The 18,792-nt window shown below is 57.1% G+C and carries 21 protein-coding genes; 8 read left to right on the top strand and 13 right to left on the bottom strand.

The features are described 5' to 3' along the window. Positions 1-44: 44 nt before the first annotated feature. A complete protein-coding gene (def, locus tag ACFO1S_RS09030; protein ID WP_204602686.1) occupies positions 45-560 on the bottom strand; it encodes a peptide deformylase in 516 nt (171 codons plus the stop codon). A 6-nt stretch (positions 561-566) separates the two neighbouring features. Continuing rightward, positions 567-809: a helix-turn-helix domain-containing protein gene (locus ACFO1S_RS09035; RefSeq protein ID WP_204602685.1), complete on the bottom strand. Its 243-nt coding sequence runs from the start codon at positions 807-809 to the stop codon at positions 567-569. Between the two features lie 222 nt (positions 810-1,031). Between ACFO1S_RS09035 and ACFO1S_RS09040 the strand changes: the two genes are divergently transcribed. Then, positions 1,032-1,247, top strand: a complete 216-nt coding sequence (locus ACFO1S_RS09040; protein ID WP_204602684.1) for a hypothetical protein — start codon at positions 1,032-1,034, stop codon at positions 1,245-1,247. A gap of 80 nt (positions 1,248-1,327) precedes the next feature. On the opposite strand, the gene ACFO1S_RS09045 is transcribed toward ACFO1S_RS09040, so the two are convergent. Continuing rightward, positions 1,328-2,527 (bottom strand): helix-turn-helix domain-containing protein, encoded by a 1,200-nt coding sequence (locus ACFO1S_RS09045; RefSeq protein ID WP_204602683.1) that lies wholly within the window; start codon positions 2,525-2,527, stop codon positions 1,328-1,330. 252 nt (positions 2,528-2,779) lie between these two features. Between ACFO1S_RS09045 and ACFO1S_RS09050 the strand changes: the two genes are divergently transcribed. The 4 genes from ACFO1S_RS09050 to ACFO1S_RS09065 are packed head-to-tail and all read left to right on the top strand — an operon-like array spanning position 2,780 to position 6,546. Next, positions 2,780-3,805: a sulfonate ABC transporter substrate-binding protein gene (locus ACFO1S_RS09050; RefSeq protein ID WP_204602682.1), complete on the top strand. Its 1,026-nt coding sequence runs from the start codon at positions 2,780-2,782 to the stop codon at positions 3,803-3,805. A 13-nt stretch (positions 3,806-3,818) separates the two neighbouring features. Beyond that, positions 3,819-5,000, top strand: coding sequence for an FMNH2-dependent alkanesulfonate monooxygenase (ssuD, locus tag ACFO1S_RS09055; RefSeq protein WP_204602681.1), 1,182 nt, complete (start codon positions 3,819-3,821; stop codon positions 4,998-5,000). Beyond that, positions 4,984-5,763 (top strand): aliphatic sulfonate ABC transporter permease SsuC, encoded by a 780-nt coding sequence (ssuC, locus tag ACFO1S_RS09060; RefSeq protein WP_204602680.1) that lies wholly within the window; start codon positions 4,984-4,986, stop codon positions 5,761-5,763. The genes ssuD and ssuC overlap by 17 nt, the downstream gene beginning before the upstream one ends. Positions 5,764-5,781: 18 nt before the next feature. Beyond that, a complete protein-coding gene (locus ACFO1S_RS09065) occupies positions 5,782-6,546 on the top strand; it encodes an ATP-binding cassette domain-containing protein (RefSeq protein WP_204602679.1) in 765 nt (254 codons plus the stop codon). 59 nt (positions 6,547-6,605) lie between these two features. Here ACFO1S_RS09065 and ACFO1S_RS09070 read toward each other — a convergent pair whose 3' ends face one another. The 3 genes from ACFO1S_RS09070 to ACFO1S_RS09080 are packed head-to-tail and all read right to left on the bottom strand — an operon-like array spanning position 6,606 to position 9,931. Then, the gene (locus tag ACFO1S_RS09070; RefSeq protein ID WP_204602678.1) at positions 6,606-7,910 is read right to left on the bottom strand and encodes a 6-phospho-beta-glucosidase; all 1,305 of its coding nucleotides are present in this window, start codon (positions 7,908-7,910) and stop codon (positions 6,606-6,608) included. A gap of 25 nt (positions 7,911-7,935) precedes the next feature. Next, entirely contained in the window at positions 7,936-8,910 is a 975-nt protein-coding gene (locus ACFO1S_RS09075) for an N-acetylglucosamine kinase (protein ID WP_204602677.1), read from the bottom strand. 4 nt (positions 8,911-8,914) lie between these two features. Then, positions 8,915-9,931 (bottom strand): LacI family DNA-binding transcriptional regulator, encoded by a 1,017-nt coding sequence (locus ACFO1S_RS09080; protein WP_204602676.1) that lies wholly within the window; start codon positions 9,929-9,931, stop codon positions 8,915-8,917. A 238-nt stretch (positions 9,932-10,169) separates the two neighbouring features. Between ACFO1S_RS09080 and ACFO1S_RS09085 the strand changes: the two genes are divergently transcribed. After that, positions 10,170-11,270: a sn-glycerol-1-phosphate dehydrogenase gene (locus ACFO1S_RS09085; protein ID WP_204602675.1), complete on the top strand. Its 1,101-nt coding sequence runs from the start codon at positions 10,170-10,172 to the stop codon at positions 11,268-11,270. 89 nt (positions 11,271-11,359) lie between these two features. Here ACFO1S_RS09085 and htpX read toward each other — a convergent pair whose 3' ends face one another. The 3 genes from htpX to ACFO1S_RS09100 all read right to left on the bottom strand — a co-directional run bounded on the left by htpX (position 11,360) and on the right by ACFO1S_RS09100 (position 13,664). Continuing rightward, the gene (gene htpX / locus ACFO1S_RS09090; protein WP_204602674.1) at positions 11,360-12,241 is read right to left on the bottom strand and encodes a protease HtpX; all 882 of its coding nucleotides are present in this window, start codon (positions 12,239-12,241) and stop codon (positions 11,360-11,362) included. A gap of 210 nt (positions 12,242-12,451) precedes the next feature. Further along, a complete protein-coding gene (locus tag ACFO1S_RS09095) occupies positions 12,452-12,910 on the bottom strand; it encodes a hypothetical protein (RefSeq protein WP_204602673.1) in 459 nt (152 codons plus the stop codon). Between the two features lie 112 nt (positions 12,911-13,022). Then, positions 13,023-13,664 carry a TVP38/TMEM64 family protein gene (locus ACFO1S_RS09100; protein ID WP_204602672.1) on the bottom strand — a complete coding sequence of 214 codons (642 nt, stop codon included), beginning with the start codon at positions 13,662-13,664 and terminating at the stop codon, positions 13,023-13,025. A 191-nt stretch (positions 13,665-13,855) separates the two neighbouring features. On the opposite strand from ACFO1S_RS09100, the gene ACFO1S_RS09105 reads away from it, so the two are divergent. Beyond that, positions 13,856-14,647, top strand: a complete 792-nt coding sequence (locus ACFO1S_RS09105; RefSeq protein WP_204602671.1) for an FkbM family methyltransferase — start codon at positions 13,856-13,858, stop codon at positions 14,645-14,647. Positions 14,648-14,767: 120 nt separating this feature from the next. Here the strand turns inward: ACFO1S_RS09105 and ACFO1S_RS09110 are convergent, their stop codons facing one another. Beyond that, entirely contained in the window at positions 14,768-16,639 is a 1,872-nt protein-coding gene (locus ACFO1S_RS09110; protein ID WP_204602670.1) for an LTA synthase family protein, read from the bottom strand. A 233-nt stretch (positions 16,640-16,872) separates the two neighbouring features. Here ACFO1S_RS09110 and ACFO1S_RS09115 point away from each other — a divergent pair, with 233 nt between their 5' ends. Beyond that, positions 16,873-17,328 carry a MarR family winged helix-turn-helix transcriptional regulator gene (locus ACFO1S_RS09115; RefSeq protein ID WP_204602669.1) on the top strand — a complete coding sequence of 152 codons (456 nt, stop codon included), beginning with the start codon at positions 16,873-16,875 and terminating at the stop codon, positions 17,326-17,328. Between the two features lie 348 nt (positions 17,329-17,676). Here the strand turns inward: ACFO1S_RS09115 and ACFO1S_RS09120 are convergent, their stop codons facing one another. The 3 genes from ACFO1S_RS09120 to ACFO1S_RS09130 form a co-directional block, all read right to left on the bottom strand. Continuing rightward, the gene (locus tag ACFO1S_RS09120) at positions 17,677-17,952 is read right to left on the bottom strand and encodes a small, acid-soluble spore protein, alpha/beta type (protein WP_204602668.1); all 276 of its coding nucleotides are present in this window, start codon (positions 17,950-17,952) and stop codon (positions 17,677-17,679) included. Positions 17,953-18,017: 65 nt separating this feature from the next. Beyond that, the gene (locus ACFO1S_RS09125) at positions 18,018-18,380 is read right to left on the bottom strand and encodes an ArsR/SmtB family transcription factor (protein WP_204602667.1); all 363 of its coding nucleotides are present in this window, start codon (positions 18,378-18,380) and stop codon (positions 18,018-18,020) included. Beyond that, on the bottom strand, positions 18,367-18,792 hold the full coding sequence (locus tag ACFO1S_RS09130; protein ID WP_204602666.1) for an SRPBCC family protein: 426 nt from the start codon (positions 18,790-18,792) through the stop codon (positions 18,367-18,369). Before ACFO1S_RS09130 ends, ACFO1S_RS09125 begins: the two co-directional genes overlap by 14 nt.

The following is an 18,792-nucleotide window of genomic DNA, read 5'->3' on the forward strand; positions in this document are numbered from 1 at the left end:
CTATTTTCCACATTATTGTAGCATAGGGTTCGGCCCGGTGGACATCACAAGCTTCTCGACAGCTTAAGAACTTCCAGAAGGCTGACCCGGCGCTGCGTTTGATCCTCGTACAGCCAAGGCTCGCGGATATGATCAATGAATAGGACGCCGTTCAGATGATCGATCTCATGCTGGATGCAGCGTGCCAGGAACCCCTCGCCCTCCAGCTCGATCCTCTCTCCGCTGCGGTTCAGAGTGGCGATCTTGACGTAATTCGCCCGTTTTACGAAGCCGTGATAGCCGGGATACGACAAGCAAGCCTCCGCTCCCTCTTGCTCTCCGCTCGCTTCCAGGATCTCCGGGTTGATCAGCTCGATCAAGCCTTCCCCGCAATCCATGACGATTACGCGTCTGAGTATGCCGACCTGAGGAGCGGCTAATCCGGCGCGACCATCGGAAGCATAGAGCGTTTCCGCCATATCGTCCAGCAGCTTGACGACCTTCGGCGTGATTTCGTCAACCTCTCTCGCTTTCTTGCGGAGAACAGCTTCCCCGAACGGCAATATCGTCAATACGGACATTATTCATCATGCCCCTTTCTTCTGAGTGGGAGAGGTATACACCCAAAGCTCGCCGGGCGAGCAGTCCAGCGCCGTGCACAGGGCATCCAGCGTATCGCCTTTCATCTGCTTAGGCTGACTGTTCATCAGCGCGCTGAGCGACGGAGCGGACAAGCGATAACCGGCTTTCTCCTGAAGCAGTCTGAGCAGCTCGGCTCCCGAGTCTATCCCCTTCTCCAGCATCACCTTGCGCAGCACCCATTCCAGCATTGCGGTTCCCCTCCATATTTTCCGATTAGGCGTAACCCTCATTATTTAGGCGTTACCTAATATAGCATGAAATCCGGCGCCTCACAATATCAACCAGAATCGCGCATGTCCCTCTCTATCCTTTGAAGACTTTAACAATTCTAATGATTTATTCTAGCTCGGATCTGGTTACATACATCTCAGCAACACATCATCAGCAACAACAGAGAGGGGAACACCCGCATGGAAAACCGTTCGACGAAAAAAAGAAGACTACCCTTGCTCCTGACCGCCACGATGGGCATCGCCCTGCTATTCGGCGCCACAGCCTGCAATAGCAGCAACAACAACGGGGGCTCCGATACGAACGTAGAGAGCAATTCCCCTGACGCCAGCGTGCCCGTTACAGGGACGGAAGCCCCGGAGGCTACTCCAAGCGCCTCGCCGAGCGCTCCCTGAGGAACGAAGAGGAGCGGCTGTCATAGCCCCGAACGCGCAGTCGTTGCCGTTCGGGGCTTTACGCGAAGCGGCGCCTAGGCCTAATAGAGCGACTCGGACGACCACGCGCCCGGCAGCGGCAAATCCGGCAGCGTTGGCAGCTTAAGCGCCGTTATCGCCTGCTGCAAATACGGCGGGGCATAGCGGAAGGGCTCTTCGCTCCCTACCGTTTCCCGCGGCAGTCCATCCAGATCGTCCCCCAACCGAAGCAACGTCTGGAGGTCGCGTCCGTACAAAGAAGCATCCCATCGAATGCGCGACAGGAGGTCGAAGACGACCGCGATCGGAACGCCGCTGGCGGCCGAGATCGTCTCCGATGCCCTGGAGGGCTCGTGCCGCATGTAGGCATGCGCTCGTAAATGCGCCTTCAAATAGGCAACCACGATATCCTCGTTATCCTCGGCCCAGCCTCTGTCCGCCATCAGGCCCGTCAAGTAATCCCCTCCGAACTCCTCAGACGCGACAGGCACCGCTCTCCCCGTCGCTTTCGCCCAGCTCAGGTAGGGCTCCCACATCATGCTCGCTCCCGCCTGCCCCGTTACGATTCCCTTGTAGCAGTCGCTCATGTTCCGATGAATAACCGGCGCGGAACCGATCTCGTTCGCCTTAAGCCAGTCCCGAAGTCTGCGGGAAGCGCTGGAATGTCCGACCGTCAGGATCGGAAGCCCCTGCCATTCCGTCTGCCTCCTACCCGAATGGCGGTTAGGCACGACTAAGGAAATGCCTTCTCCGTCGGTCGTTTTACCGTCGAATGCCAGGAACAGCGGCTGAAATCGCGGCAATATCCGGCCCAGAGCCATACCGGCCATCATTGGATAGTCCCCAATCGACGCAATGTGCGCCTGTCCCGAAATCAGATCCTCCACGAGCTCCATCCCATTCGGAGCGTTATACCAGAGCACCCGATACTCTCCCGAAGGTCCGAGCTTGCGCAGCTCCTCCTCGAAAAAACCGAGCTTGCGGATGATCAGCGGGCTCCATAACAAGGCTGCTCCGCTTTGATAACCCACCCGGATCGTCCGACCGGGGCCTGGAGCTTGTGAAGGGGGAGCGACCGGGCGAATTTGGGCATGCAGCCGCACCCAAGCGTGCAGTTGCTGTTTGTCGAACCAGACTTCCTTGCCGATTTTGATGTGGGGAAGCTGCTTGGCCTTGCGCCAACGATCGATGGTCGCCCGACTGATTCCCAGAATGTCCATCGCTTCCTGCAAGCTCAGAAGATCGAAGCGGTCGTCGCCCATGGATCTCTCCTCCTTATTCAATATACAACTAATTTAATAGGAATTATTGGATATTAAGATCATAAACGATATCCCTCAGGACTTCAATTAAAATGAACCCCCAATGCCAATTCCTCATTGTTCCTCATTGCTCCTCATCTTTCCTCAACGTATTGACACTCCACAACCCGGATGCTACCTTTTAACAAAACAAAGTAAATTAATTGGAATTATTGGATTTAAGCACTCAAAACTGAGAGGCAGGAAAAGAACATGAAAAACACCAGTCGCGTTACCGGAACAAGAACAAGAGGCAGAACGATTTTCTCGCTTATCCTGACAGCGGCTCTCGCGCTCTTATCCGCTTGCGGCTCCGGAGCATCCAATGCCGGCTCAGAAAGCGTAAATTCGACAAGCTCCTCCGGCCCCAAGGAATCGGCCGGCCAAACGATTCGAATCGGATACCAGAAATACGCTTCGGTGAATGTCCTGAAGGAAAAGGGAGGCCTGGAAGAGAAGCTGCAGGCCATTGGCTACAAGGTCGAATGGACGCAATTTCCCGGAGGCCCGCAGCTGCTGGAGGCGATGAACGTCGGCAGCATCGACTTCGGCAATGTCGGGGAAGCTCCGCCGATCTTCGCGCAAGCCGCCGGAACCCCGCTTGTGTATCTCGGCCACGCGCCCGCCAGTCCGAAGGCGGAAGCGATCCTGGTGCCGGAGAACTCTCCGATCAAGAGCGGAGCGGATTTGAAGGGCAAGAAGGTCGCTTTGAACAAGGGCTCCAACGTTCACTATCTGCTCGTGAAATATTTGGAGAGGGAAGGGCTGAAATACTCGGATATCGAAGTCGTGTTTCTTCCTCCCGCAGACGCGAGAGCCGCATTCGAGACAGGCAGCGTGGATGCGTGGGTCATCTGGGAGCCGTTCTATTCCGCAGCCCAGCTGGCCACGAAAGCCCGTGTGCTGGCGAACGGAGAAGGACTCGTCGATAACTACGAATATTATTTGACCACTCGTCAGTTCGCCGAGAACGGCAAGGCGGCGATCGAGGTTCTGCTTCAGCAATTGGAGGAATCCGACCAATGGGCCCAGGCTAACCCTTCGGAGGTGGCCCGCTTACTCGCTCCCGCGCTTGGGCTGGATATCCCTACCCTCGAGCAGGCGCTGTCCCATCGCGGCTTCGGCGTCCTGCCGATCACCGACGAGATCATCGCCGCGCAGCAGAAAATTGCGGATGTTTTTCTTGAATTGCAATTAATCCCTTCGGCCATCGACATTAAAGATGCGGTTCTGAGATAAGGAGGAACATTCGATGAACGTTTTCTGGTTCATTCCCTCGCACGGGGACGGCAGATATCTGGGAAGCGCGGAAGGCGCGCGCACGGTCGATCACGATTACATCCGGCAAATCGCCCAAGCCGCGGACCGGCTCGGCTACCATGGCGTCCTCGTCCCTACCGGCAAAGCCTGCGAAGACGCCTGGATCGCCGCAGCCTCTCTCATCCCGGTCACCCGGCGACTGAAATTTCTGGTCGCCGTTCGTCCCGGTCTGATGTCCCCGTCCGCGGCGGCCAGAATGGCCGCTACGTTCGACCGCTTCTCGGACGGCCGGCTGCTTGTCAACGTCGTCACGGGCGGCGATCCTCACGAGCTGGCCGGGGACGGAATCTTCCTTTCCCACGAGGAACGCTACGAACAGACCGACGAGTTCATGACGGTGTGGCGACGGCTGATGCAGGGGGAACAAGTCACTTACAACGGCAAGCATGTCAGGACGGAGGACAGCCAGCTTCTATTCCCTCCGCTTCAGAAGCCGTACCCTCCCGTTTATTTCGGAGGCTCCTCACCGGCAGCTCAGAGCATCGCCGCCGAGCATGTCGACTTCTATTTAACTTGGGGAGAGCCTATCGAGGATGTCGCCAACAAAATCGCAGAGGTGCGCGCCCAAGCAGAGAAGAAAGGACGGCAAGTCCGCTTCGGTATTCGTCTGCACGTCATCGTCAGGGAAACCGAACAGGAGGCCTGGGCCGCCGCGAACCGTCTGATCAGCCGACTCGACGACGATACCATAGCGGAGGCCCAGAGTATCCTGGCCAGGTACGATTCCGTGGGGCAGAGGCGCATGTCCGAGCTCCACAAGGGGGACCGCTCCGCGCTCGTCATTGCGCCGAATTTGTGGGCGGGCATCGGGCTTGCGCGCGGAGGCGCCGGCACCGCGCTGGTCGGCAGCGCCGAAGCGGTCGCAGCTCGCATGCGCGAGTACTTCGAGCTTGGCATCGAGACCTTCGTTCTGTCCGGCTACCCCCATCTGGAGGAGGCTTACCGGGCAGCTGAGCTCCTGTTCCCGCTCCTGCCGGTCAAGTCCCACGAACCGCTCGCCCCCCACGGCTCGCTGGAGGCTGTCGGAGAGCTCATTGCCTACAACAAACCGCCGCGCAAAGTAACCGGACCGCAAGCGGGAACGGGAGGAACGCTTCATGAGCGGGCTAAGTAGAGTGACGAAGAGCCGGCTCGCGCCGATTTACTTGCCCGTGCTGATCCTGCTTGTGTGGCAGCTGCTCGGACAGCTCGGTTATCTATCCGGGCGGACATTGCCAACGCCGCTCAAGGTAGCCGAAGCCGGAGCCTCTCTCATCCGTTCGGGGGACATTTTCCAGCATATCTGGGACAGCACGAGAAGAGCCTTCATCGGTCTCGCGATCGGAGGAGGAATCGGCTTCGCGCTCGGACTGCTCAACGGTATGTCGGCCGCAGCCAACCGGCTGCTCGACACGACGCTGCAGATGGTTCGCAATGTGCCCCATCTCGCCTTGATTCCGCTCGTCATTCTCTGGTTCGGCATCGAGGAGACGGCGAAAATTTTTCTGGTCGCGCTCGGCGTCTTTTTCCCTCTGTACATCAATACGCTGCACGGAATCCGTTCGATTGATCCCGGCCTGATCGAGATGGCTAAGGTGTACGGGCTTAAAGGCTTTGCTCTCTATCGCGAGGTCATATTGCCCGGAGCCGTAGCCTCGATTCTGGTGGGCTTGCGGTTCGCCCTCGGGTTCATGTGGCTGACGCTTATCGTCGCCGAGACGATCTCCGCCCATTCCGGAATCGGCTATCTGGCCATGAATGCGCGGGAGTTCATGAGGACCGACATCGTCGTGTTCGCGATTCTGCTCTATGCCGCGCTTGGCAAGCTGTCGGACATCGCCGCCAAGCAGCTGGAGACCAGGCTGCTGCAATGGAATCCGAATTATTCGAATCGATAAGCGAAAGGAGAACGCATCATGAGCAAGTGGATCGGGGCCCATATCGGAGTTAGCGGCGCATCCAGGAGATTTGCGGCCAAGGAGGTGCTTCGGGACATCCGTCTCGACATTCCCGCCGGCCAGTTCGTCGCCATTGTCGGGAGAAGCGGCTGCGGCAAAAGCACGTTGCTCCGATTAATGGCCGGTCTGGATACCCCCACGGAGGGGAAGCTCCTGATTGACGGCGAAGCGGTCAGCGGCATTCGCGAGGATGTGCGAATGCTATTCCAGGATGCTCGGCTCCTCCCCTGGAAAAGGACCGTTGCCAATGTGCAGATAGGCGCAAGAACGCGAGACAAGGAGCAAGCGCTTCAAGCGCTGGACCAGGTCGGTCTGGCCGATCGGGCAGAGGCATGGCCCGGCATTCTGTCCGGCGGCCAGCGCCAGCGCGTGTCCTTGGCCAGGGCGCTGGTGAGCTCTCCGAGGCTGCTGCTGCTTGACGAGCCCCTTGGCGCCTTGGATGCCTTGACCCGTATTGATATGCAACGGCTGATCGAATCCCTATGGGAGCGGCAGCGCTTCACCGCCATATTGGTGACGCACGATGTCAGCGAGGCAGTCGCATTGGCGGATCGCGTCGTTCTGATTGAGGAGGGGAAGATCGCGATGGATATCAAGATTACGCTGGATCGCCCCAGAGAAAGGGACAGCAGCTTTATTTATTTCGAGAAGCTGATTCTGGATCGGATACTCGATCTTGGCGGCGATTCCCCCAGATACAAGAAGGCGACCTATTCCATCTGAGAATGGAGGAGGACGCCTGAAAATCTCCTTGTAAGGAAGGGACAGAGAACGCCGTCCCGCTATTTGAAAAACACCGGCAAGTAGGGCTTGTTTTTCTCCAGCATCTCTTCCAGCAGCACTTTGGCAATCCGCACGGAAGGCACCAGAGGATGACTGGCCATCGCTTGCAGCGCAAGCTGCCGATCGCCCGTCACGGCCGCCTCGATGGTCAGCCTCTCGTAGGTTTTCACCGCCTGAATCAGACCTTTGGCCTGCTCCGGCACTTTCGTAACGGGAAGCGGAAGCGGTCCCTTGCCCGTCACGACGCAATTGACCTCAATAACGGCGTCCTGCGGCAAGAAATCGAGGATCGCGCCGTTCGCAACATTCAGCGTCTGAATGTCCCGCTTGTCGTTATGCAACGAGGCCATCAGGTTGACGGCGGCCTCGGAATAATAAGCGCCCCCGCGCAGCTCCAGCTGCTTGGGCTTCTCCTCCAAGGCCGGGTCCTCGTACAGCTCGAACAATTCGTCCTCCACTCGCTTTACCACCTCTGCCCGCGTTCCCTTCGCCTGGAGGGCTTCCAGCTGTTCCGCCAGCATCGCGTCGGTAAGGTAGAAGTACTTCAAGTAGTAGGAAGGAAAGCCGCCCAGCCCCCGCAAGAAATCCAGATCCCATTCCGTAGCCGGAACGTTCTTCCCGGAATAATCCTCGCGCTGTCCGAGGAGCTCGGTCAGCTTGTCTTCCCCGTTTACTTCAATGCGCGTAACCCAGTGCAGATGGTTCAGTCCGACGAATTCGGTGTACAGCCGCTCCGAGGTCGTATACCTCTGGCTCAGCCACTTGTGCAGCCCGATCGGCGCATTGCACAGCCCGATGCTGTTCACCTTCGAATAGCGCGTAATCGCTTCCGTGACCATGCCCGCGGGATTGGTGAAATTCAGCAGCCAAGCCTGCGGGGCCAGCTCCTCGATATCCTTGCAAATGTCGAGCAGCACCGGAATTGTGCGCAGCGCCTTCATCATGCCGCCCGGCCCCGTCGTTTCCTGCCCGATCACGCCGTAGGCATTCGGGATACGCTCATCCCATTTGCGCGCTTCGAGCAGACCTACGCGCATCTGCGTAGAGACGAAATCGGCGCCTTCAATGGCTCGGCGACGATCCAACGTCAAGCGCACCTCTATCGGCAGCCCCGATTTGGCCACCATGCGCTTAGCCAGCTCGCCGACGATCTCCAGCTTGCGCCTCCCCTCTTCGATGTCGACGAGCCACAGCTCCCTTACCGGCAATTGCTCGTAATTCCGGAGAAAGCCTTCGACGATCTCCGGCGTATAGGATGAGCCTCCTCCGATGACGGCGATCTTCAGTCCTTTGGATACTGCCACAGTTACCCGCCTCCCTGAGTATGCCTTAATTGAAGCTCGTTCCGGAGTGAGCGCGCAATCGTTCCCGAAACTGCCTGGTTAGCGTTGCGCCATTCGATTCCGCGGCCAGCCACAGCGCCCCCACGACAGGCTCATCCTCCAGCCGAACGAGGCTGGCTCCGGGAGCCGCCGCCTGGACGGCCTCCCGAATGTAGCGAAGGACGAAGTCCCCTTCTCCCCGAGTGAGGATGCTGCCCGCCAGCACAACCTCGAAGCTCTCCTCTGCCATGCCCAGCCGTTCGATGACGGCTTGCGCCGCTTTCCCCAGCTCGATCCCTTGCCGCCGCAGAATGTCCTTCGCCGCCTCGTCATCCCGGCCGGCCGCCTGAAAGAGCAGCTTCGCCAGACGCGCCGGGGGCGATCGGTGATGATCCAAATAGTCGTTGAACATCGCCTCCACGCTGTCGTAGCCCAGGTCATCCAGCACCAGCCGCGTGAGAAGCGTCGGACCTTCCCTTCCATCCCATGCGCGAATAACGGTGCGGAACGCCTCCTCGCTCAGCGACGCTCCGCCTCCGAAATCGCCGTGCAAGTACGAGAAGCCGCCGCATTGATAGAAATCCCCCTGCAAGTTCACACCGGCGCTGTTCGTTCCGGTGCCGCAGATCAGGACGACTCCGCAGCGTCTATCCGTCCCTGCCCGAAGGGCGATCATCGTATCGCAGGCAATCGCGTGCCTCGCGAAGCCAAGCCTCGCGATCATCGGACGCAATATCCGGAAGTCCGCCTCCCGGTCGGCTCCCGCCAAGCCGAAATAGGCGAATGCGATCTCCTCCCGCGTCAGCCCCGCTTGCCCCAAGGCGCCCTCCACCGATTCGCGAATATGGCGTTCGGCTCTTTCCGCCCCCGTCTGATGATTGCCGTTCCCGCTTCTTCCGGCTCCGACAATATTCCCGTGTTCGTCGGCGATTAGCGTATACGTCTTGCTGCCGCCTGCGTCTACTCCCAAATAATAGCTCATGACCTCACTCCCGGCCGTTATCGAACATCCTCTGCTTTCGTTGCGTTGTTTCCCGTACCACCAGCTTAGGCTCAACCAGCACCGTGCGCTTCGGGCCTGCGGAGTCCTTGATCGTCTCCAATAGCAGCTCCGCGCCCGCCTCGCCGATCCTGTCCGCAGGCTGACGCACGGTAGTCAGCGGAGGTCGGAATTGCGAAGCGAACGTCTGATCGTCGTAGCCTACGATCGACAGCTCCTCGGGAATCCGAACGCCGCGGAGCATACACGCGTTCATGACGCCCAGCGCGATATGATCGTCGGCGGCGAACACCGCAGAGGGCAGCTTGCCCGTATCGATCCATCTCATAGCCGTGTCGTAACCGGTCGCGATCTTAAAGCTCCCCCGCTCGACGACATAAGGGTCAAGATCGGCCTCGGCCAATGCGGCTAGATAGCCGCGCTCGCGTTCTCGGCTGCTTAGAAACAGATCCGGGCCGGCGATATGCGCGATCTCGCGATGGCCCAGATCGATCAAGTGCTTCGTAGCCTCGTATCCGCCCTTGAAATTGTCGACGACAACCGAGGAGACCTCGGGATAGGGCTTCGAGTTGTCGATGAGAATAAACGGAATCCTCTTTTTCTGCAGCTCCTGTACATATTCGCTTTCATCTACAGGTGACAGCAGAATGACCCCATCCACCCGGTCCTCCTGGTATAAGGAGCGCTGAAACGCCTCCGCCGTGCTGCCCGAAATCGTCAAAGCGAGGAAGTACCCGCTAACCGCCAGCCGATCGTTCAGCTCCTTCACGACTGCATCGAGGAAGGAGTCGTCCAGCGTCGTCAGCGACAGACCGATAATCCCCGTCTTGCCGCGAGCCAGACTGCGCGCGGAAGCGTTCGGATGGTAACCCAGCTCTCTCATCGCCTGAAGCACTTTCTCCCGATTTTTCGCCCTGACGGAGCTGGCTTGGTTGAGCACTCTCGATACCGTGACTACGGATAAACCCGACCTCTTGGCTACATCAAAAATATTGACCTTCACCCTCATACGCTCCTGTGCGAAAAACAAAATGTGTCTTTAACGTATCACATTCCGGTCGAAACTTCAGCATAAGCCAAGCATATGGCCTTGTCTCTTGTCGAAAGTTAAAGCGCTTTAACTTTTGGTTTAATTATAATACATGAGAGCAAGCAGCGGAAGCCCTACATTGACAGAGCTCCGCAAACAATTGGAAAATAGAAAGAAGAAGCCATCGCCGCCACTTGGGAGGAATCATCTTATGGAATTTACAGGCCCTTTGCATTTAAAAGCCGGTGCCATTCAGGAAGTGGCGCCTTACCTGAAGGAAAGCGGATATGCCCGGATTGCCCTCGTCGCAGACGAACGCACGCGCGCCGTCGCGGGGGATTGGCTCCATGCCGCCGTCTCCGAGGCAGGCTTGCACAGCCGGATGACGCTCATCGAACCGAACGGTCAAGGCGACGTGATCGCAGACGAGGCTTCTCTCGTCCAGCTGATCCTGCAGCTTCGGCAAGACGCCTCGGAGATTGTCGTCGCCGCAGGCTCCGGTACGCTGCACGATATTGCGCGCTTCTGCGCTTACGCCTTAGGCATTCCGTTCGTATCGGTACCCACCGCGCCATCGGTGGACGGCTTTAACTCCGTCGGCGCTCCCCTGATCCTGCGCGGCGACAAGCAGACCATCGCCGCCATCGGCCCTGATGCGATATTTGCCGATCTGGATATTTTGACGAAGGCGCCCGACGCCATGATTGCCGCAGGTTTCGGCGACATGCTGGGCAAGTACACCTCGCTGTTCGATTGGACATACGGCAGCCTCACAGCCGGAGAGCCCTTCTCCCGCGAAGTGTTCGAGCGGACCGAACGCGCCCTGCTGCAATGCGTCGAGCATTGCGAGGAGATCGGCAGCCGAAGCCATCGGGGAATCGAGACGCTTATGCGCGCGTTGCTGGAATCCGGCTTCGCGATGCTGCAATTCGGGCAATCGCAGCCCGCCTCGGGCGCGGAGCACCACCTGTCCCATTATTGGGAGCTCGAATGGCTGCGCTCGGGCAGAAGACAGCTGCTGCACGGCGCGAAGGTCGGAGTGGCCTGCGCCCTTCTGTCGGATCGCTATCACGAGCTATGGGAGTCCGAGCCCTCGCTCTTCCCGGCACAGCATCGCGAAGAGCTTGGCGCCGCCATCGGCCGCGTCCCGAAGGGCAGCCGGCTTCGCGAGCTGCTCGCGAAGGTAGGCGGTCCGACCGTGCCGGAGCAGCTCGGCATCGACCCGGAGCTACTGACGAGAAGCATGAGGGAAGCCCCCCTCCTGCGCCCCGGCCGATACACGCTGCTCCGAGCCTTTAACGAACGTTCGTAGCCTAAGCTTCGAACGAAAGAAGGGTCTCCCCGTTGCGCCTTGGTATTTCGGCGCAACGGGGAGACCCTCTGCTTAAGGTCGAATCTCGATTAGAGTGCTTGCAGACGGCGGATTCTCTCTTCCAGATCCGGGTGAGTAGAGAACAGCGCGCTGCGCTTCTTCCCGTTGATCTGCAAGGTGGAGATGGCGGTCTGTTGGCTGTCCTTCATGCGCTCTTGGTAGGCTTGAAGCCCCCGCAGGGCATGAATCATCTTATCCTTGCCGGCCAGATGCGCACCGCCCGCGTCGGCATGGAATTCGCGATATCTGGAGTACGCCAGAACGACTAGGCTTCCCAGAATCGAGAAGACGATCTGGAAGACGATCACAGCGATGAAATGAACGATGGGCGCGATCTCATCCTTGACGAACCGGGAAACCGCCCAAGCGGCAATACGGGACAGGAACACAACGAACGTATTCACGACGCCTTGCAGCAGCGTCATCGTCACCATGTCGCCATTGGCGACGTGAGCAACCTCGTGGGCGATGATCGCTTCTACCGCATTCGCGTCCAGTTCATCCAGCAATCCGGTCGATACGGCCACAAGCGAACGCTTCCTGGATGGCCCCGTAGCGAAGGCGTTGACCTCGTGGGATTCATAGATTCCCACCTCCGGCATGTGCGTCAAGCCTGCGGAGCGCGACAGGCGATGAACCATATCGATAATCTGGCGCTCTCCGTTGGAGAGATTCGGATTGTTCGGGTTCAGAACATGAACCTTCATCATCCACTTGGCAACCCATCTCGACATGGCCAGAGAGATGAAAGCTCCCGTGAAGCCTACGATCGCACTGAATATAAGCAGCGAACGCATGTCGATTCCGCCGGACTCGTTCAAGTAAGAGCCGACTCCGAATACGGAGAAGATAATGCCGATCGTCAGCATAACTAGTATGTTTGTCAAAATAAACAATAAGATTCTCTTCATAGTGTCCTCCTACTCATGATAGGTGCTTCATTCCCATGTCCTACCTGATTATATCGTATTTTCCGGGAATACAGAATCAAATTTTCCGACCGGACGCCTTCGCCGCAGCCTTAATTACATTTACGAGAATGAGCCGCTTCTAGTTTCAAGAAATTAACGACATCCCCATACACAACAGAAGGAGGACGGCTGTACGCCGTCCCCCGCCTCTTATCTCTTGCGGCCGAAGCCCTCTTCCTTCAAGTAGGCTTCCGCTTCCTCCCGGCTCTCGAAGGCCATCTCCAGGCTCAAGCCCGAGAACACATACCACATCTCGTCCTCAAACTTCAGCACAAGCTCCTGGCTCTCCGAATCCCTCCAGGTCTCCTCATCGCCCTCTCTCCAGGAGGCCTCTCCGGTCAAGGATTGAATGGAACGCTTGACGAGCTCCCGCAGCTCTTCGGCGGAGAAATCGCGGACGTTCACGAATCCCTTCTCGTCTGCGGCAACCCCTTCAAGCTCGCCGGCGTATACATAACCGTTGCCATTCGGGTGAAAGTGGAAGCCTACGTTTTTCTTGTCCGTCACACTTCGTTCATAGTGAAAGTTGACCCGCCCCAGCGACACGTTCTTGCGTTCCAATTCCGGGAAAGCTTCCATAATCGCCAGCTTCTCTTGAAAACTCAACATCCGTTCATCCGCCTCGTCTATTCGTTTTGCTGGAATTATACCCTATTCGGGCACCGGGAGAAAGCTTCGCCGTCACCCTAAGCTCCCCGCTCCTGCGGAAGCGGCGTGCGCTTCATCCCGCAGTTCTCTCTCCCGAGCCGCCCGTCAGGCCGTCATCCTCTTCGTCACGAGTGAATTTCTTCTCGATCCATTTACTGATCCACAGCGACAGACCGACAAACAGCACAACGTAGACCAGCTCGATGGGACGCTCGACGAATCGCATGAAGTCGTGGCCGATGATCGACACGGACATGACCATAATGGCTTTGCCGAACAGAATGGCGATGAAGAACGAGCGCAGTCTCATCTGCGCGATCGCCGCGGCAATGTTAATGACGACGAACGGCCCCACCGGAAAAAGACTAAGCAGAAATACGTAGCTGAACGCGTTGCGCCGAATCCAGGTCAGGCTCTTCTGCACGTTCGGCTTGCGGGCAAAGCGGACGAAATAGGGATGCCCGGCAATCCGCCGCACGACCGCGAAGGTGACGAGACAGCCGCTGACGATTCCGATCCAGGAATACAAGAAGCCCAGCCACAGCCCGTAAACCGCCGCATTGACACCGACAATAAGAATCGTGGGCAGCGGCGGCACGAACGACTTCATGAACGTCAGGGCAATGCCCGGAAACGGTCCGAACGCCCGGTAGGATTCCAGCAGCTTTGTCAGGTTCTCCTCCGTCAGGTTGGCAAGAATATCCGATAGGCTCATATTGCGATTGCACCTTTTCCGATTCACGTTAATGTGCCTATTATACCACTACTCCGGCCCGGCTACTTCAACTCAAATCCGACAATCCTCGTAATTCGCGCATCCTTCCCTTGGAGCTCCTCAGCTTGAAGAGCATCCCCTTCGGCTCCTCCTCATAGGCTATACGGGTGGAGAAGGGAGAATGAACCTGAATGAGCTTCCATACCGTCTACATCGGCAACGGCCGATTGCTGTGCAGAACCGGCTACGGCGGCAAATTGCTGCTTCCCTCGGACGATTTGAGCCTGACGCCGGAAATCGCGCTGGCCGGAGACATTGAGCTTCCGCTGGCCCGATATTTCTTGAATCACGTACGGCCGGGCCACCGCGTCCTCGATATCGGAGCAAACATCGGTTATTTCTCGGTGCTGCTCGGCATGCTCGTCGGCCCCGAAGGAAAACTGTGGGCTTACGAGCCTTACCCGGAGCTGAATGCCTTCCTCTTCGACAATCTGTCGATTAATTACTTGCACGACAGAACGGAGGTGGTGGCGAAGGCGGCTTATTCCTCTCAAGCTACCCTGGCCTTCCATGCTTCCCGAAAATTTATGGGCAACAGCTCGCTTCACGAGCCTTCCCCCGCCTATCTCCGGCACTACCGGGACGAATTCCGGGAGCTTAGGGTCGAAGCGGAGCCGCTCGATGCGAGAGCCGAGGAATTCGGCGTAATCGACTTCGCCAAGCTCGATATCGAGGGAGGAGAATACCATGCTCTGGTCGGAATGGAAGGTCTCCTTCCCGATCGCGTCCGTCATCTCGTCTTCGAGCTTAATCGGCCTCTGCTCGCCGAGGATTGGGAGCCCTTCTGCTCGCTTTTGCGCCGATACCGCGACGATTACGGCAAGCGCTTCGCCCTGCTGTCCGCCGAAGGGCTGCCGGTCCCGATCGAGCTCGAGCGCTTGCTGGCCAAGACCGGCTACCCTTTCGCCCTCATATACGACTAGGTCTCCGCCCCGAGCTCCTGCGCGGCTTTCGGGACCCTACGCGCACGACAATGGCCGCCTTCTCCGCATATTGCGGCATGAAGGCGGCCATTGATCTTGCAGGCTCCGACCCGCGGCCGATTACGGCTCGCGATCCTTAAGCTGCTTGACGTAGCTGTCGGACAGATTAAGCAGCCTCAACGCGCGATCGTACTCGTCTTGCGTAGCATTCAGCTCATCATCGGCCTCGCGTCCGTCAAACGGATAATTCGTGCCGTCCTCGAACGCGTTGCCGGGAATAAAGATGCCGGTATCGGTTACGATCGATCCGGTCGGCAGGAAATGTCTCATCGGCAGAACGTTGGCGCCCGAATTAAGCAAATCCTGGCCGAAATGAATCTGATGCTCCAACGAAATGCCCGTCAAATTCGCAATCGTCGGCAGAATATCGATCTGTCCTCCCGTCCGCTCGATCACTTCGGGGTAGGTTACGCCCGGAGCATGAAGGATCAGAGGAATGTTAAACATATCCGTATAGCCGTATTCGTGACCGATAAGCTGCTGCATAAGCGCTTTTTCGTCGCTATCCAACGAATACACCGGCAATCCCTGATGGTCGCCATAGATGAGCACAATGCTGTCGTCCAACATGCCGCTGCCCTTCAACTGGTCGATGAACTGGCCGAGGGCGTAATCGGAATAATTTTGCGCCTGAATGTATCTCCCTACCAGAGAGCCTTGCATCTCCTCGGAAAGCTTCATGCGGACTTTGGATTCAGGCAGACTATAAGGGTGATGAGAGCTCATGCTCAGAATTTGGGCATAGAACGGCTTGCCCTCCGCCTTCATTCTCTTCAGCTGCTCGAACGTCTTGGCGTACAGCACCTCATCGGACGCTCCGAAGGCGACATGATCCTCATCTCCGAAATAGCTCCTGTCGTAATATTGCTCCCAGCCCAGCGCTTGATATAGCTCGACCCGGTTCCAGAACTGTACCTCGTTCGTATGGAAAGTCGCCGTTTGATAGCCTTGGGCGGCGAGCAGCTTCGGCAGGCTCGGCAGCTCTTTCTTGACGTTATTCTCCGTGGCCGCCTCGTGCCTTGGAACGTAGAGGGAGGTGTTGACGACGTATTCGGCGTCCGAAGTCGTTCCGCGCCCGACCGACGTGTAGAACCGGTTAAACCGGAAATCCGTCCCGGCCAGCTTGTTCAGATTCGGCGTGACCTCCTGTCCGTCCACTTCTAGCCCGATGAGGAAATTTTGCATCGATTCCATCTGGATGACGATGACGTTCTTCCCCTTGGCCGCTCCGAAATAACGGGGCGTCTCCGCAGCCGTGGCTCCCTTCAAGCGATCAATCGCGTCCTGCGTAATCTGCGACATTTCCACGATTTCCTCGTCTGCCTTGTCGTCTGCGAAGATCGTGTAAAATTCATAATTCAGAATGCCCATCTCTTCGGCCTGCTTATTCTCGTTCATGCTGGCGCGGTTCGGCCAAATGCTGAAGAAGCAAAGCACGACCGACACGAGGAACAGCACCGACAGCGCCGTGCGGCTGATCGGTCTCAGGTGTCTCTGGAGATGCTTATGAATGCCCTTCCCCTTGAATCTAAGCCACAGCGGTATCGCGAGCAGCACGAGGATATCCATGAATACAAGCAAATAATAAGGGTCCATCAGGGAATAGGTGCTCTCTCCGACCTTCGTTACTTTGTCCGCCTGACTCAAAGCGTGATAGGTCACGATGACCCCATAATACTTGTAATACATGAGCACGGTAAAATAGAGCAGCGTAAAAAGCAGATTCGCAATCGTGTAATACAGCAGCTTCCTTTTCGTCGCAAAAAATTCTATCAGACAGAAAACAACCCAGAAAAACGGGATTTCCGTCAGCATTGTCGTGAATGAAGGCCCGTCCTCGAATACGACGAACCAAGCCAAGCAGCATTTCAACAGAAGAATCAGGGTAAATAACAGGAATCTCCGGTTACCCCATTTGATTAATAAGTTCATCCGCGGTTCATCCCCTTCCGCCTGCGGCCGACCCCGTCTACTATTCTACCTTTTCCGCAGCCAGCGGTTTCTTAATATTTTATTAATCTTCAACAGCCCGCATGTATGCGCATGCAGGTCAGTCTATTTATACAGCCACTTGGTTATGCGCTCATAACTATTATAGGCCAATCCCGACAGGTTGTTAAGCTGTGCTACAATAGCAATAAACCCTTTGAATGGAAGGTAAACACTTGAAGCCCGAGCTTATGGAGCAAATCTCCGGAAATTTCGTCGATATCGTGCCTTTACTCCAGAAAAAGCTGTTCAAGAGCTATCCCTTGGAGGCTCTTCCGCTTAATTTGTCGCGTACGAATATTGAACTCTTGTTCGCAATATATGAGGCCAAACGGACTTCCGTGAGCGAATTGTGCAGAAGAATGGGCATAGCCCGCCCGAATATGACGCCTCTGGTGAGCAAGCTCGTCGACAACGGGCTGATTGCAAGAAGCGCAAATCCGCAGGATCGGCGTGTCGTTCAGATTGCAATCTTGCCTGCAGGAGAACGGCTGTGGGAAGACATTCGCGAATCGCTGAAGAGCCGGATTGCCGAGAACCTGAGCCCGCTGAGCATAGAGGACCTTCTTGAACTGCAAAGCTGCATGGCGACCTTAAAGAACATTGCCGACAAAATCCCCTCTGGCAAGTAAAAACGGCTTCGCCGTCCTTGGGCACGGCGGCAAACGTTTTGTATCGCGCTATCAGAAGAGGATAAGGAGGTCTACCTCCTATACTTTCTGATATGGCAAGTAAAAACGGCTTCGCCGTCCTTGGGCACGGCGGCAAACGTTTTGTATCGCGCTATCAGAAGAGGATAAGGAGGTCTAACTCTTATACTTTCTGATATGGCAAGTAAAAACGGCTTCGCCGTCCTTGGGCACGGCGGCAAACGTTTTGTATCGCGCTATCAGAAGAGGATAAGGAGGTCTAACTCTTATACTTTCTGATTGTACAAACAAAAAAGCGAAGGCCGCATGGGCTCTTCGCTTCTTCATGATTTAGGGCTTGCGCGCCAGCTTCTCTTGGGCCAAGCGGATCATTTCCTTGACCATCGAGCCGCCGATTCTGCCGCCGATATGGCCTGCGTCCTCTGTCGTCAGCTTTCCGTTGTCTCCCCTGTGCAGCGGGATGCCCATCTCCTTGGCTACCTCGAACTTCACGTCATCGGGCCTGAGGGGATCGACGGCATAGCCCTCTCTGCGCATGACGTCCGCCTTCAGGGCGCTTACGCCTTCTTCCGCGCCGGGCACGACCAGTCTTCTTCTTCTCGCCATTCGAGTTCACTCTCTTCCTGTCGAATTCGCTCAAGACGAACCTAGCGTGCCCGGTTGGCGTTCTTTTATTCGGCAGACGCCCCGTCCTCGGAAGCGTCCGCCTCCACATATCGCTTCAGGGCATCCAGCTTGTTATCCCAGAAGCGCTCGTAGAAGGCCAGCCAATGCTTAAGCTCCCGCAGCGGATCGGCATCGAGCCGGTAACGCGTCTCCCTCCCGACCTTCCGATCCTTCACCAGTCCCGCTTCCGCAAGAATTCGAAGATGCTTGGACACCGCGGTTCGGGTCATCGGAAAATGGCGGCTAATGGCGTTGACCGGCATTTCCTGATCCACCAGCAGTCGAAGAAGCCCCCTTCGAGTCGGGTCGGCGATCGCCTGGAACACATCGTGTCCATTAACCGCTTTACTTGCATTATCGCCGAACATACTCGCCCAGCTTCCCTACAATTCCGACCCAGCCTCCGTTCATGCGCTCGCGAACGACTTCATGAGGCTCGCCGAATTCCGTCGCTTCCTGCGTCGACCAGCCGCCGTGGATGAGCGTAAACTGCGTCTGCTCCCCTTGCTGGATCAGTTCGAAGGTTACCGTCCAGTCCTTGCCCCAGTGAAAGGACAAGCGATGCGGCGGATCGATCTCGCTCACCTTGCAAGGAGATTTGCCGAATGGGCCGGCATCCAGATGGAACATATGGCCGACAACCGGTTCGAAGTCGTTGGGCATGAACCAGACGGCAATGGCCTCGGAAGTCGCAACCGCCTCCCATACCTTGTCGATCGGGGCGTTAAAGACTTGAGTCTGACGAATATCGGGCAGCTTGGCGCTCAGCGGTTCTGTCAT

Source organism: Cohnella boryungensis (genome assembly GCF_042651945.1).
Classification (GTDB): domain Bacteria; phylum Bacillota; class Bacilli; order Paenibacillales; family Paenibacillaceae; genus Cohnella; species Cohnella boryungensis.